Raw genomic sequence first — 18,453 nt, 5'->3', positions numbered from 1 at the left:
TCACCTCAGTTAGTTTAGTATAATGATTTGTAAGCAAAACTGAAAGGGCGGTTATGATGGATTTAAAAAATAAACGAATAAAACAAATGCTCAAGAACTTTGTCATGATCTTTGCACCGGGATTGCTTATTGTGGCGGTTTTAGCCGGGATCTTTATTAATATTAATATTGACAACGGAAAAAATATTATCAAAATCAGACAGTTGAATAACAGTGAGATTGTCAGTTTCAATGTCAATTCGATCTTTGAAGATATCAAGTCAGATGGAAATATTATTCTGAGCTCCAGTGAAATTAAGGCCTATGTGGCTAATGCCGCAGAGGTCAACAATCAAAATGAACTCAAACGAATTTTTTCCAATATGATGACCAACAAAAAAATTTATGATTCAATCCGGTTTGTCGGCATCGATGGTTATGAGAAAGTTCGGGTCAATGATGCCGATAATGGCACCACGATTGCCGTAACGGACAGCGAATTAGAAGATAAAGGCAATCAGACTTATTTTGCGGAAGGGATGAAGCTTAATCCGGGCGAAATTTATATATCGCCGATGGATTTAAGCATGACCGGTGATGAAATTGAAATGCCGATAAAACCGTTAATGCGACTGGTGTTGCCGGTGTTTAATGATCAAAACGAACGGCAGGGAATCCTGGTTTTAAACTATCTGGCTAAAAACATGTTAGATCAAATCGAAAATTATTCAAAAAGCAACATGGATATGAAAATATTGCTGTTAAATAATGAAGGCTATTATTTATTAAGTGAGAATAGCAACAAAGAATTTTCATTTGTGTACGGCGATCAGCAAGGGGGATCATTTAGTCAGGAAAATCCGGAAATTTGGCAGGCCATCTTAAATAATGGTCGCGGCTATTTTGATGATGGAAAAGATCTTTACTTTTACGCCCCCCTTTATCCCCTCGAAGGTTATCGGAATCTCCATTGGGTACTGGTTGGCGCGGCACCATTAGATGTTCTCGGTGTTTTTGCAAATGAGGATAACCGGATGATCGTGCTGATCGCTGCTCTACTGGTCCTTGTTTTAGCCATCATCAGCCTGATTGTGTCATGGTTGTTGCTGATCAGGAAAGAGGCCAGCTCGCGAGAAAAAATAACCGACGGCATTTTCAAAAACTCCAAAGAAGGCATCATGATTATGGATGCCGAAATGAGGATTGTTTATATCAACAAAGCTTTCTCGACCATAACCGGATATCCTGAAGATGAAGTCATGGGTCAAAAACCCATCGATTTTAAGTCATCAGATAAGCTGAGGGAGGTCTACAGCAATATCTGGAAAACCGTCAATGAAGAAGGTAATTGGCAGGGTGAAATTGTCGATGTCAGAAAAGACGGCAGCACCTATCCCAAATATATCACCATTTCGAAAATATTTGACAGCAAAAGCGATACCTTAAGCAATTATTTGGAGGTTTTTGAAGATTTAACCAATACCGGGATTACTGAAGAGGCGATCAATAAAATTAAACATTATGATGAGGTCACCGGACTGCAACCCAGGCGCTTTTTGAACTTAAGACCCGGGAATTCATCAAACAATATGATAACATGGCTATCATTATCCTTCAGGTTACAAATTTTAACGCCCTTTATGATAATTTAGGAAAAAAATCCGGGACAATCTTGATCAATGAAGCATCCCGACGGATTCAGACATTTTTAAGAGATGAAGATCTACTGGGGTTTCTCCATAAAGACTAGTTTATCATTGCCCGGATCAATAGCAATGACAAATTGGAAATGGGACATTTAATGAATAAAATGATGACCTATCTCAAAGAGCCGGTTGTAATTGAAAATGAGAAGGTTTATTTAAATGTGTCCATTGGCATCGCTGTTTTCCAGGAGGACAGCGCTGATCTGGAAAAACTCATTGAATACGGAAATATTGCTAAAAATTATGCCCTTCAAACTGGCGATAACACCTATGTTTTTTATGAGAAAGAAATCAGGGTAAACTATCTCAATAATCTGAAACTGGAAACGGAATTACGTAGTGCGCTTGAAAAGAATGAACTCAGTTTAGCCTATCAGCCCCAGGTGCAGGTCGAGACGCGAGCAATCATCGCCAGTGAAGCCCTACTGCGATGGAATAATGAAAATCTGGGACCGGTAAGCCCGGAACAATTCATCCCGGTAGCAGAAAGAACGGATCTAATCATCCCGATCGGGAATTGGGTTTTGGAAGAAGCCATCAAACAAAACAAAAAGTGGTACGATATAACAAACAAGAAAATTGTAGTGGCGGTAAATTTGTCACCCATCCAATTCAAAAGATCTGATCTGCCACAAATTATTAAAGAGCTTCTAGAAAAATACCAGATGCCAGCCGAATTATTGGAAATCGAAATTACAGAAGGTATTCTGGTGGAAAATATGGAGGGTACCAGCTTGCAGCTGGAGAAGATCAAAGCCCTGGGGGTGAAGGTGGCCATCGATGATTTCGGTACCGGATATTCATCATTAAAATATCTGCAGAATTTCAACTTTGACAAACTGAAAATCGACCGGGAATTTATTAAAGATTATCCACAGCATGATACCGGAAGCATTGCCAAAACGATTTTGAATCTGGCCGCTCAAATGGACATAAATGTGATTGCTGAGGGCGTTGAAACGCAGGAACAATTTCTGTTTCTAAAAGAAAACCATTGTCAGCAAATACAGGGGTATTATTTCCATAAACCGCTGTCGGCAAAGGACTTTGAAATGTTGTTAACAGAGAAGATCACGGACAGAGTGGATTAAAGAAAAATAATACTTCGTATGGTATGATTACACATTAAGTCAGATTCGCGAAAAAGGAATCTGACCAAATAAAAAATGCTGTGATTGAGGCAATTGTTTCGATGATCCCTTGTGCTATGGCATAGAGGGGAAGAAACGGTGAAAGGATTCAAATTGAAGCAATTAAAAAATATATTATCCCCCCAGGATTTAAAAAATCTGGAGGAAGCCGATCTCCAAAATCTGACCGGAGAGTTGCGTAATAGAATTTTAGAAACGGTATCGAAAAATGGCGGCCATTTAGCATCAAATCTGGGTATTGTCGAAACGACGCTGGCCATCCACCGGGTTTTTAACAACCCCGATGATCAAATTGTTTTTGACGTCGGTCATCAATGCTATGCTCATAAATTATTAACCGGGCGACAGCAGGAATTTGACACCCTCCGTCAGTGGAACGGAATTTCCGGCTTCACCAATCGCAAAGAGAGTGACAAAGATGCTTTTGGAGCCGGTCACAGCGGCACCTCGATATCGGCGGCGCTGGGTTTGGCCATGGCCAATCAGCTGGACAATAAGGATAATTATGTGATTGCCGTAGTCGGTGATGGATCATTCACCAATGGGATGATTTACGAAGCCTTGAATAATTGCAATAAAAAAAATTTGCGATTGATTATTATCCTGAATGACAATGAAATGTCGATTTCAGAAAATGTCGGCGGGCTGTCTAATTATTTGTCAAAAATCAGAAACAGTCAGAATTATTTTAATTTAAAGCATCAGACCCAGTCGTTTTTACACAAAATACCCTTAGTCGGGGATGGTCTGATTGAAGGAACCCGAAAACTTAAAAAACATATTAAAAAACGGGTGGTTGCCGAGAACTTTTTTGAACATCTGGGCCTGGACTATCTGGGGCCGGTAGATGGCTGTGATCTCAAAAAACTCGAGTCAGTGCTTAGCGAAGCAAAAAGTAAAACCACCTGCTGCCTGGTTCATGTCCACACGGTTAAAGGAAAGGGTTATCCCGATGCCGAGGAACATCCTGAAATGTATCACTCATCAGGACCCTTCAATTTGGAAAAAGGGATTGAGAAAAAAGAATCTGAAGACAGCTTTTCGGCCATGTTTGGAAAAATAATGGTTGAAGCCGCCAATACCAATAACGCCATTTGTGCCATTACCGCCGCTATGACCGGTGGCACCGGATTGGAACAATTCAGCAAGACCCATTCTGGGCGTTTTTACGATGTGGGGATTGCCGAAGAACATGCCGTGACTTTTGCAGCCGGTCTTTCGGCCAATGGCAAGACTCCGGTTTGTGCCATTTATTCAACCTTTGTTCAACGGGTCTATGATCAACTGATTCATGATGCCGCGATTCAAAAACTGCCGCTGATTATGGCGCTCGATCGTTGCGGACTGGTGCCTGGCGACGGGATTACCCATCAGGGCATTTACGACTGTTCCTATCTGTCTTCCATTCCGGGAATGGAAATTTTCAGTCCGGAAACCTATACCGAAATGAAGCAGAGCTTTAAGCAGAGCTTTGCAAACAAAAATCTGGCAGTCATCCGTTACCCCAAGGGAGCAGAACAGCAATACGACCGCAGCGGTTTTATTCATGATGGCGATCTCAGTTATCAGGATTTTTCGGAAGCTGGTAAAGATGCAGCGCATCCGGAAATTGTGATCCTGACCTATGGCCGAATTACCAAAAACGCTTATGAGGCAATTCAATTATTAAAAGCAAACAACCGGATCCGGTTAATCAAACTGGTCAAGGTTTATCCGTTGCAGCTGGAAAAAATCCGGTCACTAATAGGACAGCCAAAACTTGTGTATGTTCTGGAAGAAGGAATCAGAAGTGGCGGAATCGGCGAAAAACTGGCCGCTGCAATCGCCCAGGATGACCACCTTAAGCCCGGCAAGGTCCGCATTCACGCCATTGAAAATCCCTTAATGGAACAGGGCGATCTCCCAGCGTTGTACGACTACTGCAAATTTTTGCCAGCGCAGATTGCTGACGAAATCATGGAAATATTGGGAAACAAATAAAAAACGGCGCAAGCCGTTTTTTTATATTTCTGCAATAATGTTTCCCATTTCTTCGATGTAATAGCCGTCGATGCCTTCAAATTCCTGTCGGAATTCTTCGGACCGGAGAATTTTAATAATTGTCTGGACCGGGGCCGAGTGGTAATCTTCCTTCTTAATAACCAGTTCATAGCGTTCTTTTTGCAGCGGAATAAAATCAATGTCCTTAATCTGGCTGGCTACTTTTTCCTGACCCACGGCTACATCTGCTCCGCCCCGGCCAACCGTGCTGGCAACGGCAAAGTGGGATTGGCTTTCCCGCAGATAACCGTTAATTGAAGCGCTGTTGATTCCCAACAGGCGCAGGTGTTCATCCAAAAGGATCCGGGATCCGGAGCCTTTTTCACGGTTAATGATGGTCAGATCAGGTTGGCTCAAATCAGCCCAGGTGTGAATGTTTTTGGGGTTGCCTTTGGCCACATAAAAACCCTGAATCCGGGCGGTCAGGTGGATAATAATAGTGGGTATTCCCGGTAGCAGCCGCCGTACATAGGGTAGATTGTAGTCGCCGGTGTCGCCATCCCAGAGGTGAGCAGTGGCAACTTGAACATGACCCTGATAGAGGGCAACCAGGCTGTTATAGCTACCAATATAAGAGCGCAGGGTGCGGGTGCTCGGAGCCAGCTTTTCAATATGGCTGGACAAAACGTCCAGCATTAAATCCTGGCCGCAGATAATGAAATCATTCACGGAAACCGTCGGATTCGTATTGTTTAAAGGTGGCTGGGAAGGCGTGACAACGGATCCGATAAGGGGCTTTTGGATACTCTTGGAGCGGGCAATATACTCCTCGACATCGCTGAGGGTGAAGCGAACCTTCCGGCCAACCTTATAAGAATTCAATTCGCCCCGTTTGATCAACTCATAAACAGTATTCTTGGCTATTTTAAGGATGTCAGCAACATCTTGTGCGGTTAAAGCGGTGTTATTTTCCATATTCATCTCCATGTCATTATAAATTAAATGAATTATAACACGTTTCGTTACGTTTGACAATTGATATTAGTGATTATTTAGATTGACAAACGTGACGAAAATAATTATAATGGGAAAAATGGTAAATAAAAACCGTTATATAACGTTTCGAAACGTTATATAACGGTTTTAGGAAGGGGCATCAATCGTCCTTTTAAATGATAAATTTATTTATAGACATTGATGGACATGGTTTTAAAAACACCATAAAGCTCGCAGCCTTTGGAGATGTTCATGTTCTCCATTGACTTTTTAGTAATCATTGACATCAACGGAATGCCGATATCCAGGACAACTTTGACGCCATCATCATTTTCAATGAGATCCACAACCGTGCCTTTAAAAATATTCCGGGCACTGCTGGTAAATGGTTCAAGGCTGAGAATAATATCCTCCGGCCTGATGGAAAGCTTTACTTCACCGGATAAATCGGTATGAACATGGATATTGACAGTATCAATTTTAACGAATTTGTCGTCATCTTCGATAAATACGGTTCCCTGATACTGATTGGCGGAACCCTTTGACTTTAATAAATAGTTTTCGAACTGGGACTGGGAAATGCGCAAATGCTTACCCAAACGATGAGCATCGAGATCCCCCCGTTTGATCATCTCGTAAACGGTGTTTTTAGTTATTTTAAGTTTTTTGCTGATCTCTTCTGGGGTGAATAAAAGTTCGTCATTCACGATGATCGCCTCCTCCGGATTGTTGTTTTATTGACTTATAGCGCGACGATAAAGGCTACAGTAAATTATTGCATTAAATTTATACAGTAGAAGCTGAAAGCCTTCTCGCAATGGCATGCTACTATCTATTATAACCAATCTCGGGCGAATGTAAAAGGAATTAAACACGCTGATGAGGTTAATAAATAAAAAGCGTGATCAGAATGTACTAAAAAAAAACAGCAGAATCATTTGACTTGAACAATTCTGTTTTGTATAATGAAAAACAATCAAACATAACAAAACATAACTAAAGAAAGAAAAAGGAGAAATGAGATGAAGTTGTTAAAAAAAGGAATTGTACTGATCGCATTGTTGTCAATCGTTTTTGCCCTGGCTGGTTGTCAACCAGCAGCCAAGGAGGAAGCGAAGTCTGAACCGGTGGCCTTGACCATTTCCGCGGCAGCCAGCTTGAAAGATGCGATGGCGGAAATCCAGACCCTGTATTTAAAAGAAGAGCCCGATACCACCTTAACCCTGAATTTTGGATCATCGGGATCACTGGCCCAGCAGATTCAGCAAGGGGCTGAGGTTGATGTCTTTATGCCAGCCTCTTCAAAGGATATGACGACCTTAAAAGATGCGGGATTACTAAATGATGATACCCTCAAAAACATCCTTGGAAATGAAGTGGTATTGATTGTACCCAAAGACTCCCAATCAGCGATTACCGATTTTGCCCAGATTGTTGATCCCGCCATCACGAAACTGGGCTTGGGTGAACCAACCAGTGTCCCAGTCGGTCAATATGCAGTGGACGTGTTTACCTATTATAACGTGATGGATCAGATAACAGAAAAAATCGTTTATGGAAAAGATGTTAAAGAAGTATTAACCTGGGTTGAAACAGGAAATGTGGACGCTGGTGTTGTATACTCAACCGACGCTAAAGCCTCAACCGGAGTTAAGGTCATTGCAACCGCCCCGGCCGCATCTCATAAAGCGATTGTGTATCCGGCAGCAGTCATAAAAGCCAGCAAAAACCCCGAGCCGGCGGCAGCATTTGTCGACTTTCTAAGCAGTGACGCCGCTAAAGCCGTTTTTGACAAATACGGTTTCACCACCCTGTAAGATAAAAACTCACAGCAGAAACTCAAAATAACAAAGAAAGGGAGTGATTCAATGAATTTCGATCTATCACCGGCATGGATTTCAATTAAGGTTACCTTGAGCGCCACGGTCATCGTCTTTTTTCTGGGCCTCATTACGGCCTGGCTGATGACAAAATATAATGGCCGCTGGAAGGGCTTGATCGATGGCATTTTAACACTTCCACTGGTTTTACCGCCGACCGTCGCCGGATTCGGGATTTTATTGTTGATTGGCAATAACGGCCCGGTTGGAAAATTCCTGGAAATATTTGGTGTCAACATCATCTTTTCCTGGTATGCCGCCGTGATTGCGGCCATCGTGGTGGCCTTTCCGCTGATGTATAAAACCACCATGGGAGCCTTTGAACAAATTGATCCCAATATCCTCAGTGCCGCCAGAACTCTGGGGGCTTCAGAAGCTAAAGTATTTTGGCGGGTTGCTGTTCCGGTAGCCCGGCCAGGGATTGCCGCCGCTACAGCGCTGACCTTTGCCCGCTGTCTCGGCGAATTTGGTGCGACCCTGATGGTAGCTGGCAGCATTCCCGGAAAAACTGAAACCATCCCGATTGCCATCTATTTTGCCACCCAGGGTGGTGAGATGCAAGTAGCCCTAATTTGGGTGCTGATCATTTTTGCCATTTCGTTAACGGTGTTGGTTATCAACAATTACTGGGAAAGTCGTAAAAAGAACCAGCAACGGGGGTTTGGAGGGTAATCGATGGAGTTTATTATTGATATCAAAAAGAAACTATATGATTTTCAACTGGATGTAAAACTCCAGTCAAAGGAAGATACTATTGGAATATTAGGCGCTTCCGGTTCAGGAAAAAGTATGCTATTACGGTGTATCGCTGGATTGGTAAATCCGGACGAAGGCCAAATTATTATTAATGGCAAAACATTTTTCGATTCAGAAAAAAAAATCAACCTGACGATGCGGGAAAGAAAAGTGGGTTTCCTTTTTCAGAACTATGCCCTTTTTCCCAATATGACGATTGAGGAAAATATCGCTTTCGGACTCGACAAGCTGGTGAAGACTGAAAAAAAGAACCGGGTCAGCGCCTTGATGGAAAAATACCATCTGGGTGATATTGGCAAACGATACCCCACCCAAATATCCGGGGGGCAGCAACAACGGGTGGCCTTGGCCAGAGCGGTGGCAGTTGAACCGGATATGCTCTTATTGGATGAGCCATTTTCAGCTTTAGATGTGCATCTCAGAAATCACATGATGCGAGAAATGTCAGAGTTGTTAAAAGACTTCCAGGGATTGACCCTCTTTGTCACCCATAATCGTGAGGAGGCTTACCGTCTTTCAGATTATATCGCCGTATTTAACACTGGCAAGGTCGAAATCTATGGACAAAAAGATGCGATCTTCAAATGGCCGGCATCATTGGAGACCGCCAAAATAACTGGCTGCAAAAATATTGTTGCAGCAACCCGGCTGGCTGAAAACCGCCTGCACGTCCCGCAGTGGAATATTTCACTGACCACGGTCATGAAAATCGAACACGATAACGGTTATCTGGGGATCAGAGCCAATCAGGTTAAACTGGTGGACGAGCCGGATGGCCAGCAAGAAAACTGTTTTAAGGTCTGGATCGCTGATGAAAGCGATGGTCCTTTTCGAACATCGCTTTATTTAAAAATAGGTGCCCGACCGGAGTCAATACATGATTTTCATATTCAGTGCGAAATCAGCAGGGAAGAACGCAACCACTTAAAGAATCTCAGTGAACCATTTATCATTTATATCAATCCGGAATTTGCGTTCTTTGTTGATCAATAAATTTAACCACCATTGTCTCATAATAAAAAAACAGGAAATCAGCATTGTTGATTTCCTGTTTTTGTTTTCGGTGAAAACAATCGATTTAATCATGGGTTTAAGGTAAAGGTGGGTATATAAATAAAACGATGAAATAATAAACCTGAAAGGCTGGGAAATAGCGATGATGATGGAAAAGCTGTCGATCTTATTAATAGAAAATCAGGGGCGATATGGAAAAGGATTACGGTTGCCTCAGATACCGCCGATAAAATCAGTACGGGTTGTTAATCAGGCAAGCCTGAATATCAAAGCTAAAAAGAAGGTTGGCGTAGCGGTAGAGATCATCATGAATAGCGGATTTAATGAAATCCTAAATGCTTATGATCGGTTTTTTGAGAATCAGAGCGATCCGGAAGGGGTTCATCAGGTCCGGGTTAGAATTCGCAAATTTCGGGCGGTCCTGGCTTTTTTCAAACCACTATTCAAAGTTGAAAGCTATCAGCTACAACAGGATACACTGCGAAAAATGGGACAGGAATTTGGTGAAGTTCGGCAACTGGATGTTCTGCTTTCCGGAATTTCTGAAATCGAAAAAAACGCGAATCTGGAGAGCAGTGATTTAGGGAAGCTCAAAGATCATCTTCAAGGGAAACGGGAAATGGCCTTTAGACAGTTATTGGGCGACTTGGAAAGTGATGCTTTTGCCCTGGATTTGCTGGACATTTGGGTCTGGAAACTCAATGATCCCTGGGAAGCGGGAGCACCAGATTTGCAATTATCAATCAAAGACTATACCGACAAGCATATTGAAAATTGGTTGAAGAAAATTAGGCGGATCATGAAAAGTCTTGATATAAAAGATCAACAGGCTGTTCACCGGGTTCGCATCAAAAGCAAAAAACTCCGCTACGTCATCGAACAGTTAGCTTCGATTCTTGACCGGAAGACCCGCAAATCGATGGACGCCTTTGAAAAAATGCAGGACGATCTGGGCTATTACCACGATGTCTTCGCCAACCAGCAATTATTGGAACAGCTTGTCGCCACCAGTGATGACTGCCACCTTCACTACCAGGCCGGCATTATCATCGGCTGGCAGATGATGGCGGGCAATCGCAAGATCAGGAAGTTTATAAATTAAGTAAAAACGTTAGACAAAAAGATAAAGCAGTACCGACAATTGTTACATCATGTTGTACGCATCGGAGCGAACAGGTTGATAAACCTGTCCGATTCCGCGGCGAACAACAGATTAACAATTGGTCGGTACGGCATTTCAACGACAACCGTTAATTATCTAAAATAAACTTTACAGTCAGCTTGTCAGGTGTAAAGATAAGTGCTATACTTTTAATCATGAAAACCCGATTAAAAGGTGGAGGCATAAAAATGAAAGAGATCTTGTTAAAAATAGAAAAACTGAAAAAAGAAAAAGATGCGGTTATTTTAGCCCATTACTATGTCAATGATGAAATCCAGGAAATTGCCGATTATGTGGGCGATTCTTATTATCTCAGTAAAATTGCTGTTGAGCTGCCCCAAAAAGTGATTGTCTTTTGCGGGGTTACCTTTATGGGCGAAAGTGCCAAAATTCTAAGTCCCGAAAAAACCGTGATTATGCCGGAAGCGCTGGCCGATTGTCCAATGGCTCATATGGCTTCCATCGATAAAATTAAAGAAATTCGTGAAAAATACGATGATCTGGCGGTGGTTTGCTATATCAATTCAACCGCCGAAATTAAAAAGTACGTGGATGTTTGTGTGACCTCGTCCAATGCGCTAAAAATTGTCAGGGCTTTGCCCCAGCAGAATATTTATTTTGTGCCGGATCAAAACCTGGGCCAATATATTGCCAGCCAGGTTCCGGAAAAACACTTTATTTTTAATGACGGCTATTGTCATGTCCATGACGAAATCATGATCGATGAGTTGGAAGAGGCCAAAGCTGCTCATCCCAAGGCCAAGGCACTGGTTCACCCCGAATGTACAATGACGGTGATTGGCGCCGCCGATTATGTCGGGAGTACGGCGGGGATTATTGATTATGCCACGGCTAGCGATGCCGACGAATTTATTATCGGTACCGAAATCGGCATTCTCTATCAACTGGGGAAAAACAATCCTGACAAAAAATTCTATCCCATCAATAAAAACCAGATCTGTCCCAATATGAAAAAGATCACCCTGGCTAAGGTGGTTTATGCCCTGGAAAACGGCATTAATCAGATGGAAGTCGATGATGAAACCCGGACCAAGGCCGTTCTGGCCCTGGAAAAAATGCTGGAACTGGCCAGATGAGGGAGCATCGGCAATGAATGGCAAAACAGATATTATTGTGGTTGGCACCGGTGCCGCTGGTTTGTTTTACGCCCTGAATATTCCCCCAAGCAAAGAGATTCTAATGATCACCAAAAGGGCCGTGGATGAAAGTGACTCCTACCTGGCCCAGGGCGGGATTTGTGTTTTAAGGGATGAGGACGATTATGACAGTTTTTTTGAGGATACCATGAAAGCTGGACATTATGAAAATGATCGTGCCTCAGTGGACGTGATGATCCGCAGCTCGCCGGAAATAATCACCGATTTGATCGATCTTGGCGTGGCGTTTGAAAAGAAAAACGGCGAACTGGCCTATACCCGGGAAGGGGCCCATTCCCGGGCCCGGATTCTTTATCACGAAGACCTCACCGGCAAAGAAATCACCAGTAAATTGCTGACCCAGGTTAAACAGCGTCCCAATATTACCATCATCGAAAATATGGCCATGGTCGATCTGATTTGTCAGGATAACCGTTGCAGCGGGGTCGTGGCCAGTGATGGGACCGGTGCCATTCACTTGTACTATTCCGACTATGTGGTTCTGGCCACCGGCGGCTTGGGCGGGCTGTTTCACAGCTCCACCAATTTAGCCCATCTCACTGGGGACGCCATCGCCATCGCTTTAAAACGTCAGATCGAACTGGAAAACATCAGTTATATTCAAATCCATCCCACCACCCTGTATTCCCAAAAGCCCGGGCGTCGGTTTCTGATATCCGAATCGGTGCGGGGAGAGGGGGCAGTGCTCTATAACCGCAAAATGCAGCGGTTTGTCGATGAACTATTACCCCGGGATCTTTTGACCAAGGCCATCCATGAGCAAATGGAACAGGAAGAAAGTGATTTTGTCTGGTTGTCGATGCAGGACATGGGGGCAGAAGTGATCACCCATCGTTTTCCCAATATCTATCAGCACTGTTTGGAAGAAGGCTATGATATCACCCGGGAATGTATCCCGGTGACCCCGGCCCAGCATTACTTTATGGGTGGCATCAAAGTGGATCTGGACAGCCGCACCTCCATGGCGCATCTCTACGCTATTGGTGAAATCAGCTGCAACCGGGTCCACGGTGCCAACCGGCTGGCCAGCAACTCACTGCTGGAAAGCCTGGTCTTTGCCAAAAGAGCGGCTAAAGATACCCACGATCATTATGAGATTAACAAGGTTCACCAGGCAACGCTGGATCTTGATGACTACCAGAATCTGGAACAGTTGCGAAGGGACTATAAAACCATCATCCTGGACGAAATCGAAAGGAGTAAAGTCATTGAACGAATTGATAAAGCTTAACATGGATCCACTTATTTTACTGGCCCTACAGGAGGATATTACCAGCGAGGACATCACCACCAATGCGGTCATCGAAGCGGGGGTCAGAGCCCAGGTTGATCTGATTGCCAAAGAGGCGGGCATCATTGCCGGTCTGGCGGTTTACCAGCGGGTATTTGAACTTCTGGATCCAACCGCAACCATTGAAAAATTTGTCAGCGACGGCGATGCCGTCAACCCCGGTGATCTTTTGGGGGTAGTTGAGGCTGATACCCGAACCCTGCTCTCTGGCGAGCGGACTGCCCTGAACTATCTACAGCGGATGAGCGGTATTGCCACCCACACCCGGAAACTGGTCGGTTATTTGAGTGGCACCAACACCAGATTGCTGGACACCCGAAAAACAACACCGAATATGCGGATCTTCGAAAAATATGCCGTGACAGTTGGCGGCGGCTATAACCATCGCTATAATTTATCCGATGGTGTTCTGATCAAAGATAATCATATCAATGCTGCCGGTGGCGTTAAAGAAGCCATTGCTGCCACCCAAAAATATGCGCCCTTTGTCCGCAAGATTGAAGTGGAAGTGGAAAATCTGGAGATGCTAAGACAAGCGCTGGAAGCCGGAGCAGACATCATCATGCTTGATAATATGGACATGGAGACTCTGAAGGCCGCTATTAAAATTGTCAATGGTCAAGCGATAACCGAATGCTCCGGAAATGTCACGGAAGTCCGGTTAAAAGAGCTTAGTGAGATCGGTGTAGATTTTATCTCCTGCGGGGCCCTGACTCATTCTTCGCCGATTCTTGATTTGTCGATGAAAAATCTGCGACTTTTATAAGACTCACGGCAGTCAATCAGAAAAGGAGTGTAAACCATGAAAAAACAGCAACGCCAGGAAGATATTGTCAAGACACTCCGGTCTTCCCGAGAGCCGGTTTCAGGAACTGCCTTGTCCGAAATTTTTGAGGTCAGCCGACAAAGCATTGTCCAGGATATTGCCCTTTTGAAGGCCGCCCATTACAATATCATTTCGACCAATAAAGGCTATATCATCGTTGATCCGCCGCCCCGGGAAAAGATCTTCAAAGTCTATCACAGCCACGAAGAGATTGGTGATGAACTCTATACCATCGTTGATGCCGGTGGTTTCGTGAAGGATGTTTTTATTATTCATGAAATCTATGGAAAAATACAGGTCAATTTGTTTCTGGCCACCCGGGCCGATGTGGACGCCTTTGTGGCTGGACTGGAAGAAAAAAAGACCAGTCCGCTGATGAAACTCACGGACAAGTTTCATTATCATACCGTCGAAGCCGTCTCAGACAGCATTCTTCGCGGGGTTGAAAAAAGTTTGCAAGAAAAAGGATATTTAATCACCACAGGGTGATTTTTGAACTAACGATTTGGGTATGAAAAGAATAGCATACAAAAAAGGAAGACATCATGAAGTTTTCCTTTTTTATTGCATCTGAACTGGCCATTGTGCTCAAATGGACAGTTTGGTCAGTGCAAATCAACGAAGGGTGGAAAAACTGTGAGTAAAATAGCATGTCGGCTCTGTCCCCATCATTGCAAACTGGATGAGGCGGAGATTGGATTTTGCCGGGCCCGGATTAACCGGTCAGATGTCATTGAAGATTTAAATTATGGAGTAGTTACGGCCATTGCCCTCGATCCCATTGAAAAAAAACCATTGCGGCATTTTTATCCGGGCTCCCGAATTTTGTCGGTGGGTAGTTTCGGATGCAATTTAAGATGTTCATTTTGCCAGAACTACGAAATATCCATGGCTGGCAGGGAAGAAGCCCATGGCCGGCGCTTGACTCCGCAAAGCCTGGTGGCCAATGCCCTCAGACTGGTGGGTGAAGGGAACATCGGGCTGGCTTATACTTACAACGAGCCCCTGGTCGGTTTTGAATTTGTCCGGGATTGTGCTCAGGAGGCCAGAAAGAACGGCTTGAAAAATGTATTGGTGACCAATGGTTGTTTTTGTGAAGAACCGCTGCGGGAAATTCTCCCGAATATCGATGCCCTGAACATCGACCTGAAAGCATTCAATGAAAAATTCTATCACAAAATCAGCGGCGATCTGGAAACGGTCAAACAGTCGATTAAAATTGCCAGTGAAACCTGTCACGTCGAAGTGACCACCCTGATTGTTCCTGGCGAGAATGACAGCGAAGCGGAAATCCGGTCCTTATCCCAATGGCTGGGATCGGTGGGACGAACCATTCCCCTTCATCTGTCGCGATTTTTCCCCAGATATGAAATGCTGGACCGGGATGCCACTGACGTGGCTCAGGTTTATCATCTGGCTGATATCGCCAGAGAATCGCTGGACTTTGTCTATGCTGGAAATTGTTGAGGCTAACCGATGGGAAATAAACGTTCAAAAAAAACAAACCGCTTAGCAAAACAGCTTAAAGAAATAGAACAGCTGATTATCCCCGTGGCGGTGCCGGTGATTGAGGGGGAAATTGATTTCTTTTCCGAAAAAGAAGCCTATCGCTTTTTTCTGGATCCGGTGATTGCTACCGCCCCTCAGGTGGCGGCTGCCGAAATGATCGGATATGCACAAGAAGGCTATGGCGGATGGACGATAGCGCCTCATCAGGAACCGGAAATCCGGTTGGATCTGATGCCGGCTGACTATCAGCAGCCCACCGAAAATAAGTCTGAACAACTGCTTCATTTTTTTGCCATTACCGATATCCATATCACCGATGGAGAATTTCCGGCCCACGGGATCTATTCAAAATATGGCGGCGGGATTGTATCAGTGTATTCGGAGATGATGCATTACACTTCCCACGTCTTGGATGGGGCGATTCATTCGGTTAATGCCATTCACCATCAAAATCCTCTGGATTTCGGTCTGTCCATGGGTGATAATACCAATAATGCCATGTATAATGAACTCCGCTGGTCGATTGACATTTTTGACGGCAAGGAAATAAATCTGGACTTTGGTGTCAATCCCAATCCGCGGATTGGCCCCCGGAAAGATTTCTATGACGATTTTATGGCGGTCGGATTCAATCAGCAGATTCCGTGGTATCAGATTATTGGCAACCATGATCATATCTGGCCGGATAAATCGTTAAAAGCAGTTTCAGATGATCCCAACCGGCGGTTTTTGTCCCGGTTGGAATGGATGAAAGAATTCTTCAATACCGAAACCCAGCCCAGCGGCCACGGTTTTAATAAAGAGAGTCTTGAGACCGGTTTTGCCTGCTACAGCTTTGAGCCCAAAGAAGGGCTCCCCATTAAGGTAATTGTGCTGGATAATACCCAAAGGGATGATGATCCCAATGTTTTGGGATATGCTCACGGCTCTCTGGATCGGGAACGCTTTGACTGGCTGGTGGCAGAACTGGAAGCCGGCCAGCAAGCCGGCCAATTAATGATTATCGCCGCCCACATCCCCATTGGGGTGGAATACCAGGAACCCTTAACCAGGCCTTATATGTCCTGGAGTACCATATCACCAGTGCCAGAACAGGAATTGATTGAAAAGTTGCAATCCTATCCCAATCTGATCCTCTGGGTTGCCGGGCATCGTCATCGTAATACCATAACCCCAGTAAAATCGCCGGACCCTAACCAGCCGGAACGTGGTTTCTGGGTGGTTGAAACGGCATCACTCCGGGATTTTCCGCAGAATTTCCGATCTTTTGAAATCCTCAAAAACGCGGATCGAACCATTTCAATTGTGACCAGAAATATCAACCCAACGATTAGAGAAGGTTCTTTTGCCAGTATTGCCCGGTCCTATGCGGTGGCCGCCCAACAAATTTTTAATGGCCGTACTGAACTTTTGCCGACTGGGTCCTATAATGGCGAATTGCTGGTCAGCATAGCCACACCGAGGCCGGAAAAAAACGGGAAGTTGCCCGGGACGGATATTCCATAAGGTAAGCGATGCGGCCAGGTAAATCGTCTGATGTCAGTTTGAAAAGCCGGATCGAGTTTATGTCATGCAATTTTATAGTAGAATTGGTGATTCAGTGGAGGTAAAATTCATGGAAGTAAAGACGCTGATGGAAAAACTGAAAAATGGCGATACGCTAACCCGCGAAATGCGTTATGAAATTGTCGATTCTTATAAACTAATGGATGTGGCCCTGGATTCAATTCTCAATGGGCTAATGATTATTGATACAGAGCTACGTGTCAAAAAGTTCAATCATAAGATTTCGGAGCTGTTTCAAATGAGTGAAGCTGCGATATTAAACCTGGATATGAGCCATGTGCTAAAAGATATTGATGTGGTAGATAATATTTTTATCAACAAACGAAAATTCTCCTATTCAGATATTACTCTTTTTATCGGACCGCTGAAAATTGACTGTTTTTTGGATATTACCCCGGTGGTTTTTAATGAGAAGGTGATGGGAGCGGTATTGGTGATTCGGGAATCCAAACAGGTTCGTAAAGAAATCAATAAACTGGCGGGCTTTCGGGCGAACTATACCTTTGACAAGATTATTACCCGGAATAAGACGATGCTGGAGCTGATTAATACCGCCAAGCGAATTTCTAAAACAAATTGTTCGGTTCTCATCGAAGGTGAAAGCGGCACCGGCAAAGAATTGTTTGCCCAATCGATACACAACGAAAGCCAGCGGCGCAACGGCCCCTTTATCGCCATCAATTGTGCCGCGATCCCCAAGGAACTGGTTGAGAGCGAGTTTTTTGGCTACGAAACCGGATCATTTACCGGGGCCATCAAAGGTGGAATGCCGGGAAAATTTGAGCTGGCCAATGGTGGCACCCTGTTTTTGGATGAAATCGGCGAAATTCCGCTGGAAATGCAGCCCAAGCTGTTGCGGGTGCTGGATGAAAATAAGGTAATGCGGATTGGCGGGAGTTTTGAACGGGAACTCGATGTCCGGATCATTGCGGCCACCAACCGAAACCTCCTTAACGAAATGTCAAAATCGGCCTTTCGGCAGGATCTTTACTTCAGGCTCAATGTGATTAATTTACGGCTGCTACCGCTGAAGCGGAGGCGGGAAGATATTCTGGCCCTGGGCCGATATTTTCTGGAGCAGCTTAACCGGGAAAATAGCGACACGAAAAAATTCTTCAGCAAGACATTCGAAGAAAAACTGCTGGCGTATGAATGGAGGGGCAATGTCAGAGAACTAAAAAATATTGTGGAAAGAGGTTTTTATCTGTCATCAGGGGTCTTTATTGACAGCATTGATGTGCTGATTAAAGAAACCGAAACAATCATCCCTGGCCATGACAGCGATGGCGAAACGCTCAGAGATCTGGAAAAAAATAGTATTGAACATGCGCTTTTTCTCAATAAAGGTAATGCTGTAAAAGCTGCTGAAGATCTCAGCATCAGCAAGGCCACCATCTATCGGAAAATCAAAGCCTATGATATTCATGTGACTGGTGTATAGAAATAAATTCGAACATAA

Annotated in this window: 16 protein-coding genes and 1 pseudogene; 15 read left to right on the top strand and 2 right to left on the bottom strand. The window is 44.2% G+C overall.

Annotation, left to right across the window (positions count from 1 at the left end; translation table 11 throughout):
- Nucleotides 1–56: 56 nt before the first annotated feature.
- From A3KS_RS0102485 to dxs, 4 genes and pseudogenes are all read left to right on the top strand, one after another.
- On the top strand, nt 57–1,631 hold the full coding sequence (locus A3KS_RS0102485) for a PAS domain-containing protein (RefSeq protein ID WP_169727685.1): 1,575 nt from the start codon (nt 57–59) through the stop codon (nt 1,629–1,631).
- Nucleotides 1,577–1,891 (top strand): annotated as a pseudogene (locus tag A3KS_RS23980) (diguanylate cyclase domain-containing protein); the annotation flags it as partial. The gene A3KS_RS0102485 and the pseudogene A3KS_RS23980, both read left to right, overlap by 55 nt.
- Nucleotides 1,889–2,776 carry a putative bifunctional diguanylate cyclase/phosphodiesterase gene (locus A3KS_RS19795; protein ID WP_278247288.1) on the top strand — a complete coding sequence of 296 codons (888 nt, stop codon included), beginning with the start codon at nt 1,889–1,891 and terminating at the stop codon, nt 2,774–2,776. The pseudogene A3KS_RS23980 and the gene A3KS_RS19795, both read left to right, overlap by 3 nt.
- A 138-nt stretch (nt 2,777–2,914) precedes the next feature.
- The gene (dxs, locus tag A3KS_RS0102475) at nt 2,915–4,816 is read left to right on the top strand and encodes a 1-deoxy-D-xylulose-5-phosphate synthase (RefSeq protein ID WP_051355604.1); all 1,902 of its coding nucleotides are present in this window, start codon (nt 2,915–2,917) and stop codon (nt 4,814–4,816) included.
- A gap of 21 nt (nt 4,817–4,837) precedes the next feature.
- Here dxs and A3KS_RS0102470 read toward each other — a convergent pair whose 3' ends face one another.
- Both A3KS_RS0102470 and A3KS_RS0102465 read right to left on the bottom strand, forming a co-directional pair.
- Entirely contained in the window at nt 4,838–5,791 is a 954-nt protein-coding gene (locus A3KS_RS0102470) for a substrate-binding domain-containing protein (protein WP_026393555.1), read from the bottom strand.
- A gap of 206 nt (nt 5,792–5,997) precedes the next feature.
- Nucleotides 5,998–6,519, bottom strand: a complete 522-nt coding sequence (locus tag A3KS_RS0102465; RefSeq protein ID WP_026393554.1) for an excisionase family DNA-binding protein — start codon at nt 6,517–6,519, stop codon at nt 5,998–6,000.
- A gap of 315 nt (nt 6,520–6,834) precedes the next feature.
- Here A3KS_RS0102465 and modA point away from each other — a divergent pair, with 315 nt between their 5' ends.
- The 11 genes from modA (at nt 6,835) to A3KS_RS19785 (ending at nt 18,435) form a co-directional block, all read left to right on the top strand.
- Entirely contained in the window at nt 6,835–7,629 is a 795-nt protein-coding gene (gene modA, locus A3KS_RS0102460; protein WP_026393553.1) for a molybdate ABC transporter substrate-binding protein, read from the top strand.
- A gap of 51 nt (nt 7,630–7,680) precedes the next feature.
- Nucleotides 7,681–8,364, top strand: a complete 684-nt coding sequence (gene modB / locus A3KS_RS0102455) for a molybdate ABC transporter permease subunit (protein ID WP_026393552.1) — start codon at nt 7,681–7,683, stop codon at nt 8,362–8,364.
- A 3-nt stretch (nt 8,365–8,367) separates the two neighbouring features.
- Nucleotides 8,368–9,441 carry a sulfate/molybdate ABC transporter ATP-binding protein gene (locus tag A3KS_RS0102450; RefSeq protein ID WP_026393551.1) on the top strand — a complete coding sequence of 358 codons (1,074 nt, stop codon included), beginning with the start codon at nt 8,368–8,370 and terminating at the stop codon, nt 9,439–9,441.
- A 163-nt stretch (nt 9,442–9,604) separates the two neighbouring features.
- Nucleotides 9,605–10,564, top strand: coding sequence for a CHAD domain-containing protein (locus A3KS_RS0102445; RefSeq protein WP_026393550.1), 960 nt, complete (start codon nt 9,605–9,607; stop codon nt 10,562–10,564).
- A gap of 248 nt (nt 10,565–10,812) precedes the next feature.
- Nucleotides 10,813–11,721, top strand: a complete 909-nt coding sequence (gene nadA, locus A3KS_RS0102440) for a quinolinate synthase NadA (RefSeq protein ID WP_026393549.1) — start codon at nt 10,813–10,815, stop codon at nt 11,719–11,721.
- A 13-nt stretch (nt 11,722–11,734) separates the two neighbouring features.
- Nucleotides 11,735–13,033 (top strand): L-aspartate oxidase, encoded by a 1,299-nt coding sequence (locus tag A3KS_RS0102435; protein WP_026393548.1) that lies wholly within the window; start codon nt 11,735–11,737, stop codon nt 13,031–13,033.
- Between the two features lies 1 nt (nt 13,034).
- On the top strand, nt 13,035–13,859 hold the full coding sequence (nadC, locus tag A3KS_RS0102430) for a carboxylating nicotinate-nucleotide diphosphorylase (RefSeq protein ID WP_207637737.1): 825 nt from the start codon (nt 13,035–13,037) through the stop codon (nt 13,857–13,859).
- Between the two features lie 36 nt (nt 13,860–13,895).
- The gene (locus A3KS_RS0102425) at nt 13,896–14,408 is read left to right on the top strand and encodes a transcription repressor NadR (RefSeq protein ID WP_026393546.1); all 513 of its coding nucleotides are present in this window, start codon (nt 13,896–13,898) and stop codon (nt 14,406–14,408) included.
- Between the two features lie 147 nt (nt 14,409–14,555).
- On the top strand, nt 14,556–15,386 hold the full coding sequence (amrS, locus tag A3KS_RS0102415; protein WP_338001163.1) for an AmmeMemoRadiSam system radical SAM enzyme: 831 nt from the start codon (nt 14,556–14,558) through the stop codon (nt 15,384–15,386).
- Nucleotides 15,387–15,395: 9 nt separating this feature from the next.
- Nucleotides 15,396–16,934, top strand: a complete 1,539-nt coding sequence (locus tag A3KS_RS19790; RefSeq protein WP_051355603.1) for a metallophosphoesterase family protein — start codon at nt 15,396–15,398, stop codon at nt 16,932–16,934.
- 109 nt (nt 16,935–17,043) lie between these two features.
- Nucleotides 17,044–18,435: a sigma-54 interaction domain-containing protein gene (locus A3KS_RS19785; protein ID WP_051355602.1), complete on the top strand. Its 1,392-nt coding sequence runs from the start codon at nt 17,044–17,046 to the stop codon at nt 18,433–18,435.
- Nucleotides 18,436–18,453 lie beyond the last annotated feature (18 nt).

It is taken from the genome of Acetobacterium malicum subsp. dehalogenans DSM 11527, assembly GCF_000472665.1.
GTDB lineage: Bacteria > Bacillota > Clostridia > Eubacteriales > Eubacteriaceae > Acetobacterium > Acetobacterium malicum.
Note: the sequence above shows the minus strand (reverse complement) of the source record. Positions and strands in the feature narration are given on the sequence as shown.